The sequence below is a fragment of the Saccharopolyspora sp. NPDC049426 genome (assembly GCF_040676935.1).
In the GTDB taxonomy this organism is placed as follows: domain Bacteria; phylum Actinomycetota; class Actinomycetes; order Mycobacteriales; family Pseudonocardiaceae; genus Saccharopolyspora.
Window position 1 is genome coordinate 271652 of the sequence record NZ_JBFAPZ010000007.1, and the last position, 18467, is coordinate 290118.

Annotated in this window: 13 protein-coding genes and 4 pseudogenes; 8 read left to right on the plus strand and 9 right to left on the minus strand. The window is 65.2% G+C overall.

What is annotated here, in order from left to right; translation table 11 throughout:
- Positions 1 to 1362 precede the first annotated feature (1362 nt).
- The 5 genes from AB0J78_RS17710 (at position 1363) to AB0J78_RS17730 (ending at position 7468) form a co-directional block, all read left to right on the plus strand.
- Positions 1363 to 1602, plus strand: coding sequence for an acyl carrier protein (locus AB0J78_RS17710; protein ID WP_363790169.1), 240 nt, complete (start codon positions 1363 to 1365; stop codon positions 1600 to 1602).
- Complete coding sequence (locus AB0J78_RS17715; RefSeq protein WP_363790171.1) at positions 1599 to 2816, plus strand: beta-ketoacyl-[acyl-carrier-protein] synthase family protein; 1218 nt, start codon at positions 1599 to 1601, stop codon at positions 2814 to 2816. The genes AB0J78_RS17710 and AB0J78_RS17715 overlap by 4 nt, the downstream gene beginning before the upstream one ends.
- A 94-nt stretch (positions 2817 to 2910) precedes the next feature.
- Positions 2911 to 3675 (plus strand): SDR family NAD(P)-dependent oxidoreductase, encoded by a 765-nt coding sequence (locus AB0J78_RS17720; protein WP_363790173.1) that lies wholly within the window; start codon positions 2911 to 2913, stop codon positions 3673 to 3675.
- Between the two features lie 20 nt (positions 3676 to 3695).
- On the plus strand, positions 3696 to 5732 hold the full coding sequence (locus AB0J78_RS17725; RefSeq protein WP_363790175.1) for a beta-ketoacyl synthase N-terminal-like domain-containing protein: 2037 nt from the start codon (positions 3696 to 3698) through the stop codon (positions 5730 to 5732).
- Positions 5732 to 7468: a hypothetical protein gene (locus AB0J78_RS17730; protein ID WP_363790177.1), complete on the plus strand. Its 1737-nt coding sequence runs from the start codon at positions 5732 to 5734 to the stop codon at positions 7466 to 7468. The genes AB0J78_RS17725 and AB0J78_RS17730 overlap by 1 nt, the downstream gene beginning before the upstream one ends.
- A 552-nt stretch (positions 7469 to 8020) precedes the next feature.
- Here AB0J78_RS17730 and AB0J78_RS17735 read toward each other — a convergent pair.
- From AB0J78_RS17735 to AB0J78_RS17750, 4 genes and pseudogenes are all read right to left on the minus strand, one after another.
- A pseudogene (locus tag AB0J78_RS17735) lies at positions 8021 to 9201 on the minus strand (IS30 family transposase); the annotation flags it as partial.
- A 343-nt stretch (positions 9202 to 9544) separates the two neighbouring features.
- On the minus strand, positions 9545 to 9955 hold the full coding sequence (locus AB0J78_RS17740; RefSeq protein WP_363790179.1) for a DUF6114 domain-containing protein: 411 nt from the start codon (positions 9953 to 9955) through the stop codon (positions 9545 to 9547).
- 5 nt (positions 9956 to 9960) lie between these two features.
- Complete coding sequence (locus AB0J78_RS17745; RefSeq protein ID WP_363790465.1) at positions 9961 to 10488, minus strand: DUF6230 family protein; 528 nt, start codon at positions 10486 to 10488, stop codon at positions 9961 to 9963.
- A 237-nt stretch (positions 10489 to 10725) separates the two neighbouring features.
- A complete protein-coding gene (locus AB0J78_RS17750) occupies positions 10726 to 11376 on the minus strand; it encodes a TetR/AcrR family transcriptional regulator (protein WP_363790181.1) in 651 nt (216 codons plus the stop codon).
- 597 nt (positions 11377 to 11973) lie between these two features.
- Here AB0J78_RS17750 and AB0J78_RS17755 point away from each other — a divergent pair.
- Positions 11974 to 12132, plus strand: coding sequence for an oxidoreductase C-terminal domain-containing protein (locus AB0J78_RS17755; RefSeq protein ID WP_363790183.1), 159 nt, complete (start codon positions 11974 to 11976; stop codon positions 12130 to 12132).
- Positions 12133 to 12142: 10 nt separating this feature from the next.
- A complete protein-coding gene (locus tag AB0J78_RS17760; protein WP_363790185.1) occupies positions 12143 to 12769 on the plus strand; it encodes a TetR family transcriptional regulator in 627 nt (208 codons plus the stop codon).
- On the opposite strand, the pseudogene AB0J78_RS17765 reads toward AB0J78_RS17760, so the two are convergent.
- The 5 genes and pseudogenes from AB0J78_RS17765 to AB0J78_RS17785 all read right to left on the minus strand — a co-directional run.
- Positions 12660 to 13852: pseudogene (locus AB0J78_RS17765) on the minus strand (IS256 family transposase). The gene AB0J78_RS17760 and the pseudogene AB0J78_RS17765 sit on opposite strands and share 110 nt — an antisense overlap.
- A gap of 132 nt (positions 13853 to 13984) precedes the next feature.
- A pseudogene (locus AB0J78_RS17770) lies at positions 13985 to 15205 on the minus strand (IS256 family transposase).
- A 418-nt stretch (positions 15206 to 15623) separates the two neighbouring features.
- Positions 15624 to 15974 (minus strand): DUF397 domain-containing protein, encoded by a 351-nt coding sequence (locus tag AB0J78_RS17775; RefSeq protein WP_363790187.1) that lies wholly within the window; start codon positions 15972 to 15974, stop codon positions 15624 to 15626.
- On the minus strand, positions 15971 to 16282 hold the full coding sequence (locus tag AB0J78_RS17780; protein ID WP_363790189.1) for a Scr1 family TA system antitoxin-like transcriptional regulator: 312 nt from the start codon (positions 16280 to 16282) through the stop codon (positions 15971 to 15973). Before AB0J78_RS17780 ends, AB0J78_RS17775 begins: the two co-directional genes overlap by 4 nt.
- 95 nt (positions 16283 to 16377) lie before the next feature.
- A pseudogene (locus tag AB0J78_RS17785) lies at positions 16378 to 16842 on the minus strand (Scr1 family TA system antitoxin-like transcriptional regulator); the annotation flags it as partial.
- Positions 16843 to 17696: 854 nt separating this feature from the next.
- Here AB0J78_RS17785 and AB0J78_RS17790 point away from each other — a divergent pair.
- Entirely contained in the window at positions 17697 to 18020 is a 324-nt protein-coding gene (locus AB0J78_RS17790) for a hypothetical protein (protein WP_363790191.1), read from the plus strand.
- Positions 18021 to 18467 lie beyond the last annotated feature (447 nt).

Here is an 18467-nt window from a genome sequence, read left to right on the forward strand (position 1 = left end):
CGGCTGATCAAGGACCGACCGGACACACCCCGAACGCGGGTCAGCACAGAAACGATCTACGTCCATGCGCGCGGGAACCTCAAACGTGAACTCGGCTGGCGGATTCGGCGAGGCCGCAGTATCCGAAAAACGCAGCGGGAGAAATGCTCGTACTTGCACGTTGATCGCCCCGATGATCCGGATCGAGCATCGTTCCGCCGGCATCGACACGCGCGAGAGCCCCGGCTAGTGGGAATCTCAGTGACTGTGTCAAGCCGCGATGGCGAGCGTCGGCGGTATGGGTTCTTGGTAGAAGTGCGGTCGCGGAACATGACCAAGATCGTATTGGTGCGTCGTCTGGCGAGCGCGATGATTGCTTGCTTGTGAACCTTACCTTCGGTTCGTTTGCGCTCATACAACGTTTGCGATGCCAGGCTGTTTTTCAGACTCGAGAGCGCGTCGAGGTAGCAGGTTCTCATGACGGCAGCCGCTGCGGCGGCTGGGACACCAGGCGGTAGACCTGCTTTCAACCAGCCCCGCCGCGGGGTGATCCACACTGCGGGGTGTTTACCCGGCTGGTGCAGTTCGGCCACCCACTGCACCAGCACCGGCACGACCCAGTCAATCTCCGGCCAGCGGCACCGTGCGCCGCTTCGGCAGGTCGCCCCGTGAGGATTTGCCCCAGCGCGCCGCCGAACCGGCCGAACCCCCGCACTTTCGGGTTGCGGCGAAAGTCGACCACATCCAGACCCCAGGCCTCGCGACGTCGCAGCCCGAAGGCGTAGCTGGTCTTGATCCTCGCAGCACCCCTGGGCGGCCAGAGTCTCTTTACGGCCACGGAAACGCCCGGACATCTGCTCAACCCCGCCGTCGAGCACCAAGCGCGCCGCACTAGCTACCGCAGGTCCAGTCTTCCCACTGACAAGTTGCTAAGCGCGGTATCTGCCGATGCACCAAATGCTGTACCTAGACCAGAGCCGTGATTACAACCCAATGGCGCGATGACGGCGGTGCGATCCTAACGAGTGTAAGCGGAAAGGAGATCTCCGCCGAAGCTGTAGGCGCCCATTGGTGTCTTTCGCCAAGCAGGTGTGATCGATATATCACTTTGCGATACTAACAGGGGATCGACGCGGCCGTTTGGAGTTGCCTTCCGGTAGCGCACGACCCGCGAAAGAAGCAGCTGACCTCGAAGTTCGTTGCGGTAATGGCACACTGACTGTCCATTGTGGCTACGGGAAATCTGGCTTCGCTCGGTAGCCAAACGCGGTGGCTGCCAATACCTGCCTGGAGGTACCAGGCTGTTCAGCTTCCGTGTGAACCTTGAGTCATCTCGCGCCGAATCGAGTCAGCGAATCTCCGCCACACCCAGGAGGAATCCGCATGTCCGCATCTCTCGACGCTCTCGCTGAAATCCTCACCGGGAGTTTCGACGTTCCGGCCGAAGACATCGCGCCGGACAAAACCCTCGACGAACTCGGGGTCGATTCCGTCGCCCGGGTCGAACTCGCCGACATCGCCCACGAGCAGTTCGGGGTCCTCATCCCCGACGACGAGTTGACCGGTGACACCACCGTCGAACAATGCCTCAAGGCCATCACCATCACGGGTGGTGACGCATGACGCCGGCCGCGATCACCGGAATCGGGATGGTCACACCCGCTGGTCTCGGCCGCGCCGCCAACTGGGCCTCGGTGTGCGCACCCTCCCCGACCGCACGTCCCACCGAAACGCTCGACACCGCACCCGTCGACTTCGCCAGCCTCGTCGGGCCCGTCTTTGACCCAGACCGGTTGCTGGGGCGCCGCGTCACCCGCTACTACGACCGAAGCGCCCTGTTCGCGCTCGTCGCCGCCCACGCCGCCCTCGCTGACGCCGGACTCACCGATGCCGTGCGGGCCCGGGCGCGCGTGGGCATCGTCATCGGCACCGCGTTCGGCGGAGCGCACACCTTCGAAGACAACCATGCCCGCCTGCTCAACAACGGGCCCTCGGCGGTCAACGTCCGGTTCCTCCCCAAGGGCCTGGTCAACATGGTCTCGGGCATTCTCAGCATCGAACTCGGCGCCACCGGCCCCAACATGGTGGTCTCCACCGCCTGCGCGTCCGGCGCCACCGCGATCGGCACCGCACTCGGGATGCTGCGCCGCGATGAAGTGGACGTGGCGATCTGCGGCGGAACCGATGCCAGCGTCACCCCGCTGAACGTGTCCGGGTTCCACAAGCTCCGCGCTCTGTCGACCGGGAAACACCACACCCCCGAACACGCTTCGCGACCGTTCGACACCGCGCATGACGGCTTCGTCATGGCCGAAGGCGCCGCGATCCTCACCCTCGAACGCGAAGACGACGCCGCAGCCCGCAACATCCGTCCCTACGCCCGCATCGCCGGGTACGGCTCCAGCGCCGACGCACACCACGTCACCGCCCCCTCTCCCGAAGGCGCCGGTGCGAAAGACGCGATCCGCCGCGCGTGCCGCGACGCCGACATCACCCCCGCCGACATCGGGCACGTCAACGCGCACGCCACCTCCACCCCGACCGGAGACGCGATCGAAGCCGGCGTGCTGACCGAACTCATCCCCGACGCGATGGTGACTTCCACCAAGGGCGTCACCGGGCACACCATGGGAGCCGCTGGCGCGATCGAAGCCGCCTACACCGCACTCGCGCTACAGCACCAGATCGCCCCACCGGTGGCGAACCTGGACAAGCCCTGCGACGCGGCCCAGGACCTGAACCTGTCCCGCCACGCCCGCCCCGGCACGTTCACCGCCGCCCTGTCCAATTCGTTCGGCTTCGGGGGGCACAACGCCGTCCTCGCGCTGACCCGCTGACCACCGCGCGCACCGTCCGCAGCAGCCGGTCAAGCCGGGTGCACGCGGACGTCGTCACCGCCCAGTTCACCCCGCCACTTGAAAGGGGCACGTCATGGGGCACATCGTTATCATCACCGGCGGCACCGCAGGCATCGGACTGGCTTGCGCCCGCCGTCTCATCGACGACGGAGGCACCGTCGTCATCTCGGGCCGATCGGCCGAACGCGGACGCAAGGCCGTCGCCGAACTCGCCGCGGGCGACCGCGCCCGCTACATCCCGGCCGACGTCACCGACCCCCACCAGGTCACGAGCCTGGTCGAAGAGACCGTGGACGAATACCGCCGCATCGACGTGCTCATCAACAACGCCGGAGGCGTCACCGACGACGGTACCGCCGTTGCCGACTGCTCGGACGACGCTCTCGACCGCGCGTTCACGCTGAACGTGAACTCGGCGTTCTGGGCCTGCCGCGCCGCGCTCAAGCACATGCTCCCGCGCGGGTACGGGCGCATCATCAACATGTCCAGCATCGCCGGCAAGACCGGAGCGGCAGGACTGGTCGGCTACACCACCACCAAGCACGCCCTGATCGGGTTCACCAAAACCCTCGCGAAAGAAGTCACCACGCGGGGCGTGACGGTCAACGCGTTGTGCCCCGGCATCACCGACACCGACATGATCCCCCGCGAGCTGCACGGCGCGATCGTCGGCAGCGGAGCAGACTTCGGCGCCGCCGCCACGTACTACACCGGCGACCTCGGGCGCATGGTCAACCCCACCGAAGTCGCCGCGCTCGTCAGCGTCCTCGCATCACCCGACGCGGGCGCGACCTCGGGCACCGCGATCAGCATCGACGGAGGATTCACCCAGTTCTAGCGCCGGAGAGGACGCTCCCCGTGTCGACGCCTTGGCTCGCCCACACGCCCAACCCGAACGCCGCGCTGCACCTGCTCTGCTTCCCCTACTCCGGGGCGCCCACCACCCTGTTCGACCAGTGGCGCCTACCCGGCGTGGACGTGCTCCCCGTCGTGCTGCCCGGACGCGGACCACGCCTCGACGAACCGCTGACCACCTCGATGAACGACCTCGTCGACGGCATCTGCCGCGACGCGCTCCCGCTGCTGTCCGCGCCGTTCGCCCTGCTCGGGCATTCGATGGGCGCGTGGGTCGCGCACGCCGTGGCCGCACGACTGGCCGAAACCAACCAGCCCGGGCCACAGCGGTTGTTCGTCGTGTCCGCACCCCCGCCCCACTTGCCCGCCCGCGCGTTCTCCTCACTGCACACCCTGCCGGAGACCGAGATGGTCAACGAGGTGATCCGGCTTGGCGGAGCACCCGAATCAGCCCGCAACGCCATCGCCGCCAACGTCGACGTCATCCGCGCCGACGCCACCACCGTCGGCACCTACCAACCCTCCCCGGTCACGCTGAACTGCCCCATCACCGCCATCACCGGCACCCGAGAACCACTGTTCGAGCTCGAAGACCTGCTGGAGTGGCGCAACGCCACCCACCAAGCCGTGTCGACGTACCTGGTGGACTCCGGTCACTTCGCGATCACCGAACGCCGCGATGCCGTGACCACCCACACCGCACGCGACACCGTCGGCCGCCCCGCCGACCCGATCGCCGTCGTCGGCATGGGCTTCCGCCTCCCCGGCGCCACCCGCCCCGCTGAACTGTGGAACCTGCTCACCGAAGGCCGCACAGCGGTGCGCCCCGTACCCGCCGAACGCGACCACGGCCAACCCCCGATTATGCACGTGGGCGGTTTCATCGACGACGTGGCACTGTTCGACGCCAGGCACTTCGGCATGACCTCCCGCGAAGCGCACCGCGCCGACCCCCGCTTGCGGCTGCTGCTCATGACCGCCCAAGAAGCGCTCGACGACGCCGGACTCGAACCCGACGACATCGCCGGTGCCCGAACCGGGGTGTGGGTGGGCGAAAGCCACTCCGACCACTGGGACATCTCCACGCCCACCGTGACCCCGAACATGTACAGCCTGTCGGGAGGCGGGCTGAAATCGTTCCTGTCCGGCCGCATCAGCCACGTCTTCGACCTGCAAGGACCATCCATCACGCTCGACACGTCGTGCTCGGCAAGCCTGACCGCCATCCACTCCGCCTGCCAAGCGCTGCACAGCAACGACGTGGACACCGCCCTCGCGGCCGGGGCACATCTGATCCTCAACCCCCACGGCGGCCCGTCCCACGGGCTCGCCAAAGCCCTGTCACAACACGGCCGCAGCGCCTTCGCCTCCAGCAACGCCGACGGCTACGCACGGGGCGAAGGAGTGGCCACCGTCGTGCTCAAACGACTTTCCGACGCGGTCCGCGCGGGCGACCCGGTCCACGCGGTCATCGAAGGCAGCTCGGTCAACGCCAATGGCCAAAGCGGCCGCAACATCGTCACCACCAGCGTCCCCGGCCAAATCCGCATGATGCGCGAAGCGCTCGCCGACGCCGGCGTCCGCGCGCACGAAATCGGCTACGTCGAAGCCCACGGACCCGGCACCCGCGTCGGCGACGACGTCGAACTGTCCGCGCTCGACGCGGTCTACGGCGCGAACCCGAATCCGTGCCTGGTCGGCAGCATCAAGACCAATGTCGGGCACCTCGAACCCACCGCCGGGATCGCCGGACTCCTCAAAACGATCCTGTCCGTCCAAAACGGACAGATCCCGGCATCGCTGCACCACAACGACCCCGCCCCGGTCATAGACTGGGCCACCTCCGCGCTCCGGGTCCCCACCAGCCACACCCACTGGCCCGTCCCCGGCCACCGGCGTGCCGCCGTGTCCAGCTTCGGCCTGTCCGGTGCGAACGCCCACGCGATCGTGGCCGCCGCACCCGTCCAACTCGACTCCCGACCCCGACACCCGGACCGCGCGTGGAACCTCGCCCGCTACTGGTACACGGAGGTCACCTGATGTCCCCCGCTCCCCCGTTGTTCCGCGACCGGATGCCGGTGTGGGCCGAACTGGACGAACTGCTCGGCAAACCCGAGTTCGCCACCACCATCACCGGTACCGCCGCCACCTACACCCGACTGCAAGCCTTCGGGCGCCTCCTCGGGCCGGCGCGAGAGCTCCACCACACCCCCGGGCGACTGCTTGCCGGAATGGAATGGGCCGGAGTAGTCGACCCCGCGCTGATGCACGCCGCGATGGTGCACTACGGCGTCGCCACCACAGCGTTCGTCGAATGCGGTCACCCCAACGACCATCTCAACGCACTCACCGCCGAACTCGACACGATGGACGTGCCCGGGGCGATCGTAGCCACCGAACTCGGGCGCGGCGGATCCCAGGTCAACATCCGCACCCAAGCGATCTACAACCGCGACCAGCACACCTTCACCCTGCGCACGCCCGACGACGCGGCACTCAAGATCATGCCCAACGTCGCCTGGACCGGCCTCGCGCGCGCCGCTGTCGTCAACGCCCGCCTGATCGTCGACGACGCCGACCACGGAGTCCACGCGTTCGCGTTCCGCTTCCCCCACCCGCAGGCCGACGTCACCGCCCTTCCCGGCAGCGCACCGATCCCGTTGGACTACGCGGTGATCCGCTTCGCCGACGCCACCATCCCCTACGGGTACTGGCTTTCCGACACCGCCACCCTCACCCCAGACGGTGTGCACGACCCCCTCGGACCGCAACAGCGGCTCGCTCGCTCCCTCGGGGGCGTCAACGCCGCCGTCACCTCCGCCGCCGTCGCGCTCACCTCAGCAGCCCGGGCCGCGGTGTCGGTCGCCGCGCGCTACAACACCCAACGCATCATCGGCGACCGAACCCCCGCGCTCGGATTCAGCACCCACGCCCGGGAACTCGCCTCCGCGGTCGCGCACGTGTACGCCACCACCTTCTACACCGACAAGATCCGCCACGACTTCATCGAAGACCGTCTCAGCGGCACCACCGGCTCCACCGATGGCATCGACACCGCTCAACACGCCCCGTGGCTCGCCGCCAGCCGGGACCGCACCCTCGCGAAAGCCGCTGCCACCACCACCCTCGAGACCGTCGCCGCCACCTGTCGACGCCTGTGCGGATTTCAAGGAGTGCTGCACGCCAACCGGCTCACCGTCTACGAAGACATGGCCCGCTCGTTCCACAGCGCCGGAGGCGACACCCGCCTCTTGCTGCTGGAAGCCGGAAAACAACTCCTCACCACCACCGACAGGCCCGCCACCAGCGGAGCCCTCGGAACCAGCATCGGCGGACGCCACTCCGCGCTCCGGCTCGTGTCCCTGCACGAACGGCTTCTCGCCGACCAACTCGCCCACCGGGTCGACCCCCACGACCCCAACCCGCACCTGCACGACATCGAACGACTCGCGCGAGTGCACATCGTGCGCCGCACCCTCGAAGAGTTCGACGAGGCCATCATCACCACCAGCGGACCGTGGCGCACCGCGCTCGAAGCCGCCCGCCAGCTCTACGGGCTCGACGCCCTCATCGACACCGCCGACTGGCATCTCAACAACGGGTCTCTGCGCCCCGGCGACATCGACGTGCTCCGACACGCCCACACCACCGCCGCCGAACTCGTCACGCATAACCTCGGCCAACTCATCGACGGGCTGGCCACCCCGCCCGGCCGCGTCGGCGCGCTCATCGGTCGCCCCGACTACATCGACCGCATCGCCACACTCCTGGAATAGCCGTTACCCATCCGCAAAAAACTCTCTCGATGCCGATCGATACCGACCACCTGACGTCCTCAAACACGCTTGCTAGGACCCAGGGCAGCCCAAAGACTTGGGACACGAGTTCGGACACCTTGAAGCCGATCTCGTGATCGGGGGCAAACACCTGCCAGATCGCTACCCTGATCGACCGGCGATCACGCCGCCTGGTCGTGGTAGCACTGCCCAGCCGACACAGCAGTGTCGTCGGCCTGGCCCTGGCCCACATCCACTCCAACCCGGAGCTACAGTTGTGCCGCACACTGATGTGGGACCGCGGAATGGAACTGGCCGGCCACAAAACTTGCCTCCGGGCATCGACTCGTTTTTCGCCGCGCCATGCTGTCCCTGAAAGCGCGGCGCCCACGAGAACACCAACAAGCTGCTGCGCCAATACCTACCCAACGGGGACCAACCTCGCGTACTCCTCCCAGGCCGACCTCGACGTGACAGCCGCCAAGCCCAACAACACGCCCCGCAAATGCCTCGACCACACACAAACCGTTGCCTTGACCGGTTGAATCTAAGCTCGTTCGTGCTTCGCTGCCACGGACTTTGAGGATCGGCAAAGTAGACGGGGACACCGGTTTCGACCTTGAACGCCGCGTGCGCCGGCATCTCCTTGCCTTGATCCCACGTCACCGATCGACGCAGCTGCTCGGGCAGGGTCGTGATCGTGGACGCGAGTGGGTCTTTCGACGTCACCGCGCCATAGCCGACCAACGCGGGAGCGTTCTTGGTTCGAGGGATCACGCCGAAACCGTCCTCGCGGGGCAAGTGGACCAGCATCGTGACCCTGGTCGTACGTTCGGCCAGCGTTCCGATAGCCGATCGTTTCAGCCCGATCAAAAGATCGCCTTCCCAGTGCCCGGGAACGGCTCGATCGTCGGCTTCGGCGGGCTGCTGGCTGATCAACACCTAGGGGGTGACATTGCGCCCATGCCTTCCGCTTGGAGCGGGCACGGGGGACACGCAACGCCAGGCCTGTGCACAGGCACGAGACAAGCTCGCGTTTGAGTGCCCCACGACTTTCGATGTCGAGCGCCTGGTAGATCGCTTCGTGGCTGTTCCGCGTGGACTCATCATCCGGGTAGTCGACCTCGAAGGCGATTCGAGATCTGCTCTGGACTCCATCCTTGCACCCAGCTACGATCTCTGCGGTGAGGCTTGTTCCGGCCCTTCCGTGCTGCCCCCGCAGGGCCCAGCACGGTCAGCCCCTCCGCGTCGCGAACCTCACCCGACAATCGGACTTGCACATACTCGCGCAACCTTTGGTTGGCAACGAGTTTCGCGTTCTTGGGACGCTGGGCACACAGTTCGGCCTTCCACTGCGCCACCGACGCGCGGTAGTCGAGCCTGCCGCCTCGAGTCGCCGCGTTCAGGCGCAGTTCCCGAGAAATCGTCGATGGGAAACGCTGCAGGAGTCGGGCAATCTCTCGTACGCCGGTCCCTTGCGCCGTGAGGATAGCGATCTCTTCACGTTCTCGAAATGACAAATAGCGGCCGGCGAACGGCCCAAGATCGAGCGGCATGCCACCACGCTGCCGAAACCAACGCGCACCCACCGCTTGCGATACGCCGACCTTGCTCGCCGCTTCCTCACTGGTGATACCCGTGGCGATCTGACACCAAAACTCGCGCTCGATCCCCCGCCCGTGAGACGGAGTACCCGGCGACTCCATCAGGGACCAGCCCGTCAACTCCTTCATCCACCCCGCTGGCCTGCCCACTAACACCTCCATGATCAGCGTGTTGCGACGACCGGTTGAATCCGGCCTCCAACCGGGGCCGCTTACCGAACCGTGCGTGGCCGAGTCCGTTGAGGAAGGGCTGACGTTTACGGCCCCGGCGACCTTCTTTATCGGCTACAACGCGTCTGGCAATTTGCGCGCGTCGATGCGTCGAGGCCACCGCCGAGGGCATCAAGCTCGATTGTTACGGCGATCGGTTGGCGGCGAAGCGCGGTCGCCGATCGAGGTCCCGCGAGTACCGGCGGGGCAGCCACAATCCCAAGAGGTTCACCTCAGAACACGTTGGGACGGATCAGAGTGCTTAGGGGTACGTTCCTGGAGTAGGAGAGGGTTGTGAATGCGGCGGTGTTGATCCTTGCGTGCTGGGTTTCCAGGCGAATGCGAGGCTGCCGCCGATAATGCTGAGCAGCATGCCGATGAGAAAGCCGCCTAGGTTGGAGTAGACGAATGAGGCGAGGGCGAGCAGCACGATCGCGATGCCGAGCACGACACGCTGCTCAGGAAGGAACCACGAAAGTGGGCCCATGGCCGCAATCAGACCACCTAGCAGAAACCCGGCTAGGCCGGCGACGCCCGGCAGCGCCAGCACGGTGAAGTAGTTGGCCGGCAGTAGCAGGATGGTCAGCCCGCCAGCCAGGGAGACAAGGCCGCCCCAGAACGGGCGGCTGCGTCGCCAGCGACCCCACCGTGCCCACGAGAGTTCCGATCGCACTCGCACTAGAAGCATTCCTTGACGTCTGTCCCGTTGCTGAGGTCAACCGCGGAGAGTTTCAGGCCACTTACGGTGACCCAGCGGACGTCGGCGTGCAGGTCCAGCAGCATCGAGCGGGCGGTGATTGGTAGTGCCCCCTCGTGTCCGGAATCGATTGGGGTGCCGTCGGGTGCGGTGTCATGGCGGTTGAGCGTAATGGTGCCGCCGGCGAGGTTGCCTCCGTCGACGTTTTCGATGGCGATCTTCAGGTCATCGGCCCTCAGTTGCTGGCCGCCCTTGGTTTCGACTCGCACCACGTAGTCACCGAGGGGAGTTTGCGCCTTCCCTGAGCCGCACAACCCGGTGGCGCGGACACCGGAGAGCCCGACGGTCACGACAGGGTGCTTGCGGCCGTCCTTAGTTTGGAAGAACTGTGGGAAAGCGCCATACCCTGTCGCTGACATGTCCTTGACCGCGAGCTTGATGCGCCGCTGTCCATCTGCAGCGATCGAGACGGGTAGGCCACCGGTGAGCACGCCGCCAACCATCAGCATCACCACGATTAGGGCTGGGGTCAACAGCCCCAGGAAACGACGCCATCGGGTCCGCCCTGCCCGAACGCTTGCACCCGCCTGAGTTGCATGCCTGGACAAGGCTGCCATGACCTGAGCCACCTCCCATACGGCGCAGTTCCCGAAGCCGGCTCCGACGCCACATGCCTCACAAAGATCCCAAGAGACTGCCAGTCTCACACAGAGACCAACGGTTTACAATCGTTGATTAGGCAGCGTTCAGGGCCGGGTATTGGCCGCGAGGAAGTCGTCGACGAGCCGGACGCAAAACGCTGCGTCGCTGGGCCGTCCGGTGACGAGCCGGTTGAAGATTAGCGGGCCGCCCAGCTGCGCCAATACCAGATCGGTATCGAGGTCCTCCCGCAGCCCGGCACGAGTGTCGGCACCGGAAAGGATGGCGTCGAACGGTTCGCGGTACTGGGCGATGATTCGACGCTTCAACGTCTGCAACCGCGGTCGATCACCAACCGCCGCATCCTCGTCGACCGCTTCCGTGTCGGACATGCTCAAGCCGAGCCACGACAGCAGCGTCAGCTGCAACGGAGCCTGCTCGATCAGTTCAGCTTGTTTAGCCACCAGCGCGACCAGCCGTTCGCGCAGCTCGCCACCCTCCGGAGCAAGCGGAACCGGCGGGAGGAGTCGCTCAAACGCCGCAGCCAACAACTCGGTACCAGACCCGAAATGCCGATAGAGTGTCGCGCGCGAAACCCGGGCCACGCGAGTCACCGCGTCGATGGTGACCGCCTCAATCCCGCCCTCGGCCAGCAACCGGCTCGCCGCCTCAATCAGCACAGCCCGCGAGCGGGCGGGCCGGGGATCCTGTTCGGCATCCTCGGGCTCCCGCAGGGCAGGCACAGCATCGGAAGGCATGAATCCCTCACTCCCCGAATGACAACCGTTGACACCGTTTCGGTCAATACCACACAAACGGAACTAACAGTCTAGGATCGAAACTCACAGTCTCACGCGCCGGACTGGTCGCCGCCGTCAAGCCAGTGGCATGCATGGTTACGCGTCACGGACACAATGTGGAGAGGACCGAGGCCGTTACCGCTGTCACGATCAGACACCCGCCGCTTGCCGACGACGACGAAGCACTTGACCACGTGACCGACACGGTGCAGGGGTTGCTCCTCCGAGCCATGTCGATGATCGCGGTGCGTCAGTCTTCGCGCGGATCTCCTGCCGAACGGCGGCGAGCTGGCAAGTCAATTTACGGCAATCACCATCAGGTGGAGCCAGCGCGAGCGGTGTCCCACTGCATGCGGCGACCGCAGGGTGATCTGCGACGTCTCTTTGGCGACCGGCCTGCCCGGCTTGTATGCGGCAGGCGACGTGGCAGACCTGGTGGGCTCGCTGTTCGACCCGGGGTCGGCGCGCCTCGAACACTGAACGAACGCTACAGAACAAGGTGCGGCCACCGCCCGCCACGCCCTCGCCCCTGCAGCGGCGCGCCCAAATACGCCGGTGCCGTACTTCTGGTCCGACCGGTACGGCCACCGCATCCAGTCCGTCGGCACCCTACGCTCCGAAGAGGCGCTAATCGCCGTGCCGACTGAGGCTGGTTCACCGCGCTGTACCTGCGCGGTGACGGGATCGTCGGCCATCGCTACCACAGCCGCATAGCATGGCGGCCATGGACGAAACCCTCTCCTTCGCACCGACAGTCGGCGGCCAGTACCGCCAGCCGATCATCGCTGCGGCGATCGAGATGACGGCGCGCGGCGGTTGGTCGTCGGTGACCATGGCGCGTCTGGCCGAACACGTCGGCGTCAGCCGTCAGACCGTCTACAACGAGATCGGGTCCAAGGCCGAGCTAGCCGACGCCATGGTCACCCACCACCTCGACCAGTTCCTTGCCGTTGTCCGGGACGCCTTCGATCGCCACCCCAGTGACCTAGTCGAAGCGATTTACGACGCAGTGCGCGACGTGCTTCAACTCGCGGCTGGCAACCTCCTGCTCCGCGCGATCGCCTCCGCCACCCACGGTGCCGACACCGAGCTGCTCCCGCTGCTGACCACCCAGGCAGGCACCCTGATCACCCGGACCACAGCGCTGCTCGAACAGCGTGTGACGGCCTACCAACCGGACCTCACAGACGAGCAGGCCAGCGTGGTGATCGACGTGATCGTCCGCACAGTCCTCAGCCACGTCATGCAACCCGCACGGCCCCCGGCCCACACCGCCGACGGCCTCGCCTGGATGGTCTCCCACGTGCTCGGCCAACCCTCCCGGGCCCGCAAACCCCTGCGCTATGGCTGACGGTGAACCGGCCGAAGAACACGCGCAGGCCGAGAGTGCCCGATTTTTTGGGGGTAGGGCGGTGACCGTTCCGTTTAGTTTTCGGTGATTCGGTCGCCGTAGAACATGGCGAGCGTGTTGAGTATATCCTTCCATCCGGCGATTTTGCCAGTGATGTTGGGGCGGTTTTGATGGGATTTCTGATGACGAGGTAGACCACTTTGAGTGCGGCTTGTTCGTTGGGAAAGCGCCCGCGCCTGCGGGCGGCGTGCCGGAATCGGGAATTCAGGGACTCGATGGCGTTTGTGGTGTAGACGAGTTTCCGGATCAGGGCCGGGAATTTGAGGAAAGGGGTGAATTGTTCCCAGCTGGTGCGCCAGGTCGCGACCATCGCTGGATAGCGGTCTTCCCAGGTTGTGGCGAATTCGTCGAACGCGGCTTGGGCTGCCTCGACCGTGGGCGCGGTGTAGATGGTTTTGAGTTCGGTGGTGATCTGGCTCCAGTATTTCCTGGAGGAGTACTTCAGGCTGCCCCGGATCAAACGCACCACACAATGTTGGATACCGGCCAGCGACCAGGTGGCGTTGATCGCCTCGGGTAGCCCTTTCAGGCCGTCGCAACAGACGATCATCACGTCCTCAAGGCCACGGTTGCGCAGCTCGGTAAGCACCCCGGCCCAGTGCTTGGCGCCCTCACTGCCGGTACCGGCCCACAGGCCCAGCACCTCTCGTTGCCCGGCCAGGTCACGCCCACTGCCACGTAGATCGGCCGGTTGGCGACCTGGCCGTCCCGGATCTTCACAAAAATTGCATCGATCAGCACGACCGGATATATTCGGCCCAGCGGGCGGACTTGCCACTCATTCGTTTCCGCCACGATTTTGTCGGTGATCTTCGAGATCAACTCTCTGGACACGTCGACGCCGTAGATCTCGGAGAGGTGTTTCTGAATCTCCCCGGTAGTCAATCCCTTCGCGTACAGCGAGATGACTGATTCGTCGAATCTTTCGATGCGGTGGGCGTGTTTCGGTACGATCTGCGGATCGAAGGACCCGTTGCGGTCTCGTGGAAAATCGATTCGCACCGAACCAACATCGGTATGCACCGTCTTCTACGAACGGCCATTCCGCTGATTGGCCGCGCCCCGGCCCGCCGGATCACCACCCCGCCCACAAGATCCCGGACAGTCCCCCCTGGGGTCTGTCTGATTTTTCGTGGGTGAGGCGGTGGTCGGTTTCTAGTTGAGGCTGATCCGGTCGCCGTAGAACATCACGAGGGTGTTCAGGGCCTGTTTCCAGCCGTGCGTTCGCCCGGTGACGTTACTGCGGTTGCGCTGCGGGGTGCGAATGACCAGGTAGAGCACCTTGAGCGCGGCTTGCTCGGACGGGAAATGCCCGCGCTGGCGGGTGGCCTGACGGAACCGGGCGTTGAGACTCTCCACGGCATTCGTGGTGTAGATGATCTTGCGGATGTCCGGAGGGAACGCCAAAAACGGGGTGAATTGCTCCCACGAGGCGCGCCACAACCGGATGATCGCCGGGTATTTCGCGCCCCAGGTCTGCTCGAACTCGTCGAACCGGGCCTGGGCGGCCTCGACGGTCGGGGCGGTGTAGACCGTGCGCAGTGCTTTCGTGATCGCACCCCAGTGGCCTCGGGCGGCATAACGCAGGCTGGCGCGGACCAGGTGCACCACGCATTCCTGCACCGTGGCCAATGGCCAGACCTCGTTGATCGCCTCGGGAAGTCCCTTGAGTCCGTCGCAGCAGGCGATGAGCACATCGGCGACACCACGGTTTTTCAGTTCGGTGAGCACGCTCATCCACTAATTGGCTCCTTCACCACCCGTGCCCACCCAGAGTCCGAGCACGTCGCGTTCGCCTTGGCAGTTGATGCCGACCACGACGTAGATCGGCCGGTTGGTGACCTGGCCTTCCCGGATCTTCACGTGGATCGCGTCGATGAGCATGACCGGGTACACGCGATCCAGCGGTCTGTTTTGCCAGATTTTGAGTTCGTCGACGACCTGGTCGGTGATTCGGCTGATCAGATCCTTGGACACCTCGGTCTGATAGATCTCAGCCAAGTGCGCCTGGATCTCACCGGTGGTCAAGCCCTTGGCATACAACGAGATCACAGCCTCGTCGAAACCGGCGATGCGGCGAGCGTGCTTGGGCACGATCTGCGGCTCGAACTCACCCCGCCGATCTCGCGGGACCTCGATCGGCACCGGCCCCACCTCGGTATGCACCGTTTTCGCCGAGCTGCCATTACGGTGATTACCAGCTCCGCGGCCGGCAGGATCGCCCTTGTCATAGCCGAGGTGTTCGCTCATCTCAGCTTCCAGCGCGGTCTGCAACACCGTCCGGGTGACCCCGGCCAGCAGCCCGTCCGGACCCACCAGGGACACCCCCTCAGCTTGGGCCCGCTCGATCAATTCCCTGGCCAGCTGCACATCCAACCCACCCGAACCGGGCCGGTCCTCGTCGTCATCCTGCGATGCTGTCGTGTCGCCGTCGGTCACGATGATCCCCTTCCAGCCGAAAGCGGACGCTTCCAGCCTGTCGGATCACCGCCCCACACACAAAGATCAGGACACTCCCGAGTACACGCGCCGCGCTGGCAAATGCCAGTCGATGAGACCAGAGCACCTCCACATGCGTGAAGAGAACGTGCCAACTTCGTCGTCGGGGCAGGCGTCTACCGGACGACGTCCACGTACGTGGAGAGCACACTTCCTAACCTGGGGTTTTAGAAGGCGGCCTGCACATTTTCACGATCTTGTCACGACTCTGGAGAACTAGAGACGAGCGGGTCCTCGGTGCCGTTGGCTTGCGTCCTTGTCAATTGCGTGCACCGATGCCTCATCTCCGCGCGAATCAAGCAGCCGACGCCTGTGAGTCTGCGAGGTCGAACTGGCCGTCCGCTGCGCCGGCGATGAAGGCGTCCCATTCCGAGCGGGTGTAGGACAGCGTGACTCCGGGGGCGTGCAGGCGAACACCGCCGTCGTCGGCCGATTCGATTCGTGCGACTCCGTTGCTGGCGCTCTCCGCGTGGCCGAGGACCTCGGCGATGAAGCCCGGCCAGTGCTTCGCTTCAACTGTGATGACCGGTCCGGAACCTTGGTCCTTGGTGTCGCGGACGTGGACTAAGCCGCGGTGGGCTTTCACCTCAACACAGTCCTGCGCGGGGTTGCTGAAAGTGCTCTTGAACCAGACGTCGGCCTTCATTGCTTCTCCATCTCCTTGCGGACCTCATGAATGATCTCAAGCGAATCGTCGAGGTCCAGCGCACGATCCACCGCCTCATCGAGGCTCGCGCTGAGTTCTCTGACCACATGAGGCTTGTCGATCAAGGAGCCTGTGGTCACGGCTTCCTGCCAGACCATGTCGGGCAACAGCCGCGAACCGAACGAAAGGATCTTGAGTCCACCACCAATGACGGGGTGCGCTCCGGCGCTGTAAGGCATGACGTGGATCTTGATGTTCTCGCGGCGCTCCTCGCTGAGCTTTGCCAGGCGGGTAAGCTGATGGGCCATGATCTCCCGGCTGCCGACTTCCTGACAAAGCGCGGTTGCCCTATGACCACTGTGAGGTCGACCGAGTCCGCTTCTTCGAGCCGCGACTGCCGCGCGAGCCGTGACTCGACCCTCGGCCCCACGTCGACGGGCTTGATGTAGGGCGAGCCACCTCGGATCATCGCCCTTGCATAGTCGGCGGTCTGCAGCAATCCCGGGATGGTTTCGGCTGTGTACTCGCGCACGGTCGTTGCGCCGGCTTCCAAGCCGATGAACCGCAGAAACTCCTCGGAGTACAGCCGGGCGTAGTCGTCCCACCACTCACGCCGCCCTGCCTGACCACGCAGGACCTCAAGTTCTTCCAGCTGATCATCCGACAGCTCGTAGACCTTGGCCAGCTCCTCCAGCTTGGCAGCCGTCAGCCTCCGCTTGGCGATCTCGATCGACGAGAGGTTGGTGCCGCCTATGCCTGTCTCCTTACCGACCGCCGTCAGCGTCAACCCCAGCTGCTCGCGGCGCTCGCGGAGCCGCAACCCCAGTTCGAGTGCTTGCACCGTGCTCGATACCGGCGCGCTTCCCATCCGTAGCACTCCCACCTGCCCTAATCCACGCTGCCCTGATCTCAGTATCACAGCCTGCCATGTGGAAGTACACACGATCGGACCATACCGTCATGAGAACTATCTAACTACGTTGATAATTATCAGTATCAACGCCTACATTATCTGAGTATGAACCGATCGTCGACCGATGTAATCGAGGAGGATCCAGTGTTCCGAAATGCGTTCCTGCTGGTCTCCGCGATGGCACGGCCGTTTGCGGAACCAGTACTGCCTCGCCGAGGACGCGAACGGTGGCAGCTAGTACGGGTCGGCATCAGGGTTCTAGGCCGACCGACAAGACATTGCCTGCTTGACCTCGCGATCAGTCGCGCCCGAAGTGCAGGGCCGGTGGCGGGCAGTGCCCGATCCGACTCCGCTCACGGGCTTTCGCCGAACGAATCGGTCAGGACTCACCAGGCGGCTCCGCCAGGCCCCCAACGCGGTCAGGGCCGCTATGGCATCAAGCGCCGGTGGGCGGGCGCTGACCCCGACCTCCGCCCGCCCACCGGTACCCATCCCCGAATGATGAGGACCTGCGATGACCACCGGAATCGCCCTTGCAGTGCTGTTAGGCGGCACCGCCCTGGTCCTTTGCGACCACCGACGCCAGCACCGAAGTCGCTCTTTCCACCGATGGCAGCGATCACTAACCGAAATCAGCGCGTTCCAACGCCCACCGCAACCGACGAACACAGATCGCGAGCAGAGATGATCAGATCTGATCACTGGCACCCGACCAGCCCGCAGACCGCGCTGGGCATCGACGACACCGCTTCGTTTCGCGATCGCGTGCACGAGGCATCTGCAGCCCTCCGCCGTCTCCGGAGAAGAACATGACGCTCGCCTTCTACATCATGTTCGGCGCCGTGGTCGTGATGCCCTGGGCCGCCGTTATCGCCGATCTTCCGCTCGTTCGCACCTGGTGGCTCTCGCGCCGGGCGCGGCGCACCACACGCCAGATCTGGGAGCGACACCCCGAAGCGCGACCACCCAAAACGAACGAGCACCTGCCCGCCCCGCCCCGAAACCCCCTCGACCGGGGCGGGCAGGCCATCGCCCCACCGAGCAGGAACACTCTCACAAACGCCCAGGGGAACCCATGCCACCAGTCATCCTCGCTCGCCTTCGACCAGGGCTTGTCGGCCACTCCCAACTGACTGTGCACGCATTCCCAACAGACCAACACGACACAAGCGGGCAGCGAACGGCCATATGCGGATTCGCAGTACACAGCACCCTGCTCGAACTCGTTGACGGAATCGTCGGCATGGGATGCGAATGGTGCATGGTCACGGTCGCGGCCAACGGTCACACCGGAGGAGACACCACCGTGCCCCTACCGCCAGCCCCCGCGCCCGACTCAAGGGGCGAGCCGTACGCGATCGGCCTCCGCGGCGAACTCATCTGGCACGCAATCGCCACAACCCCAGTTCAGACCCGATTCGAAGGCAGAGACGCCGTGCTCACTGCCTGCGGCGCCATTGGCTTCCTCGCCAAGGGCACGCCGCCCACCAGCTACGAACCTTGCCCGACCTGTCAACATGCAGCCACACGGAGAACAACGTGATCTACCTCTGGAGAATGTCCGGCCTCGACGCTAGGAG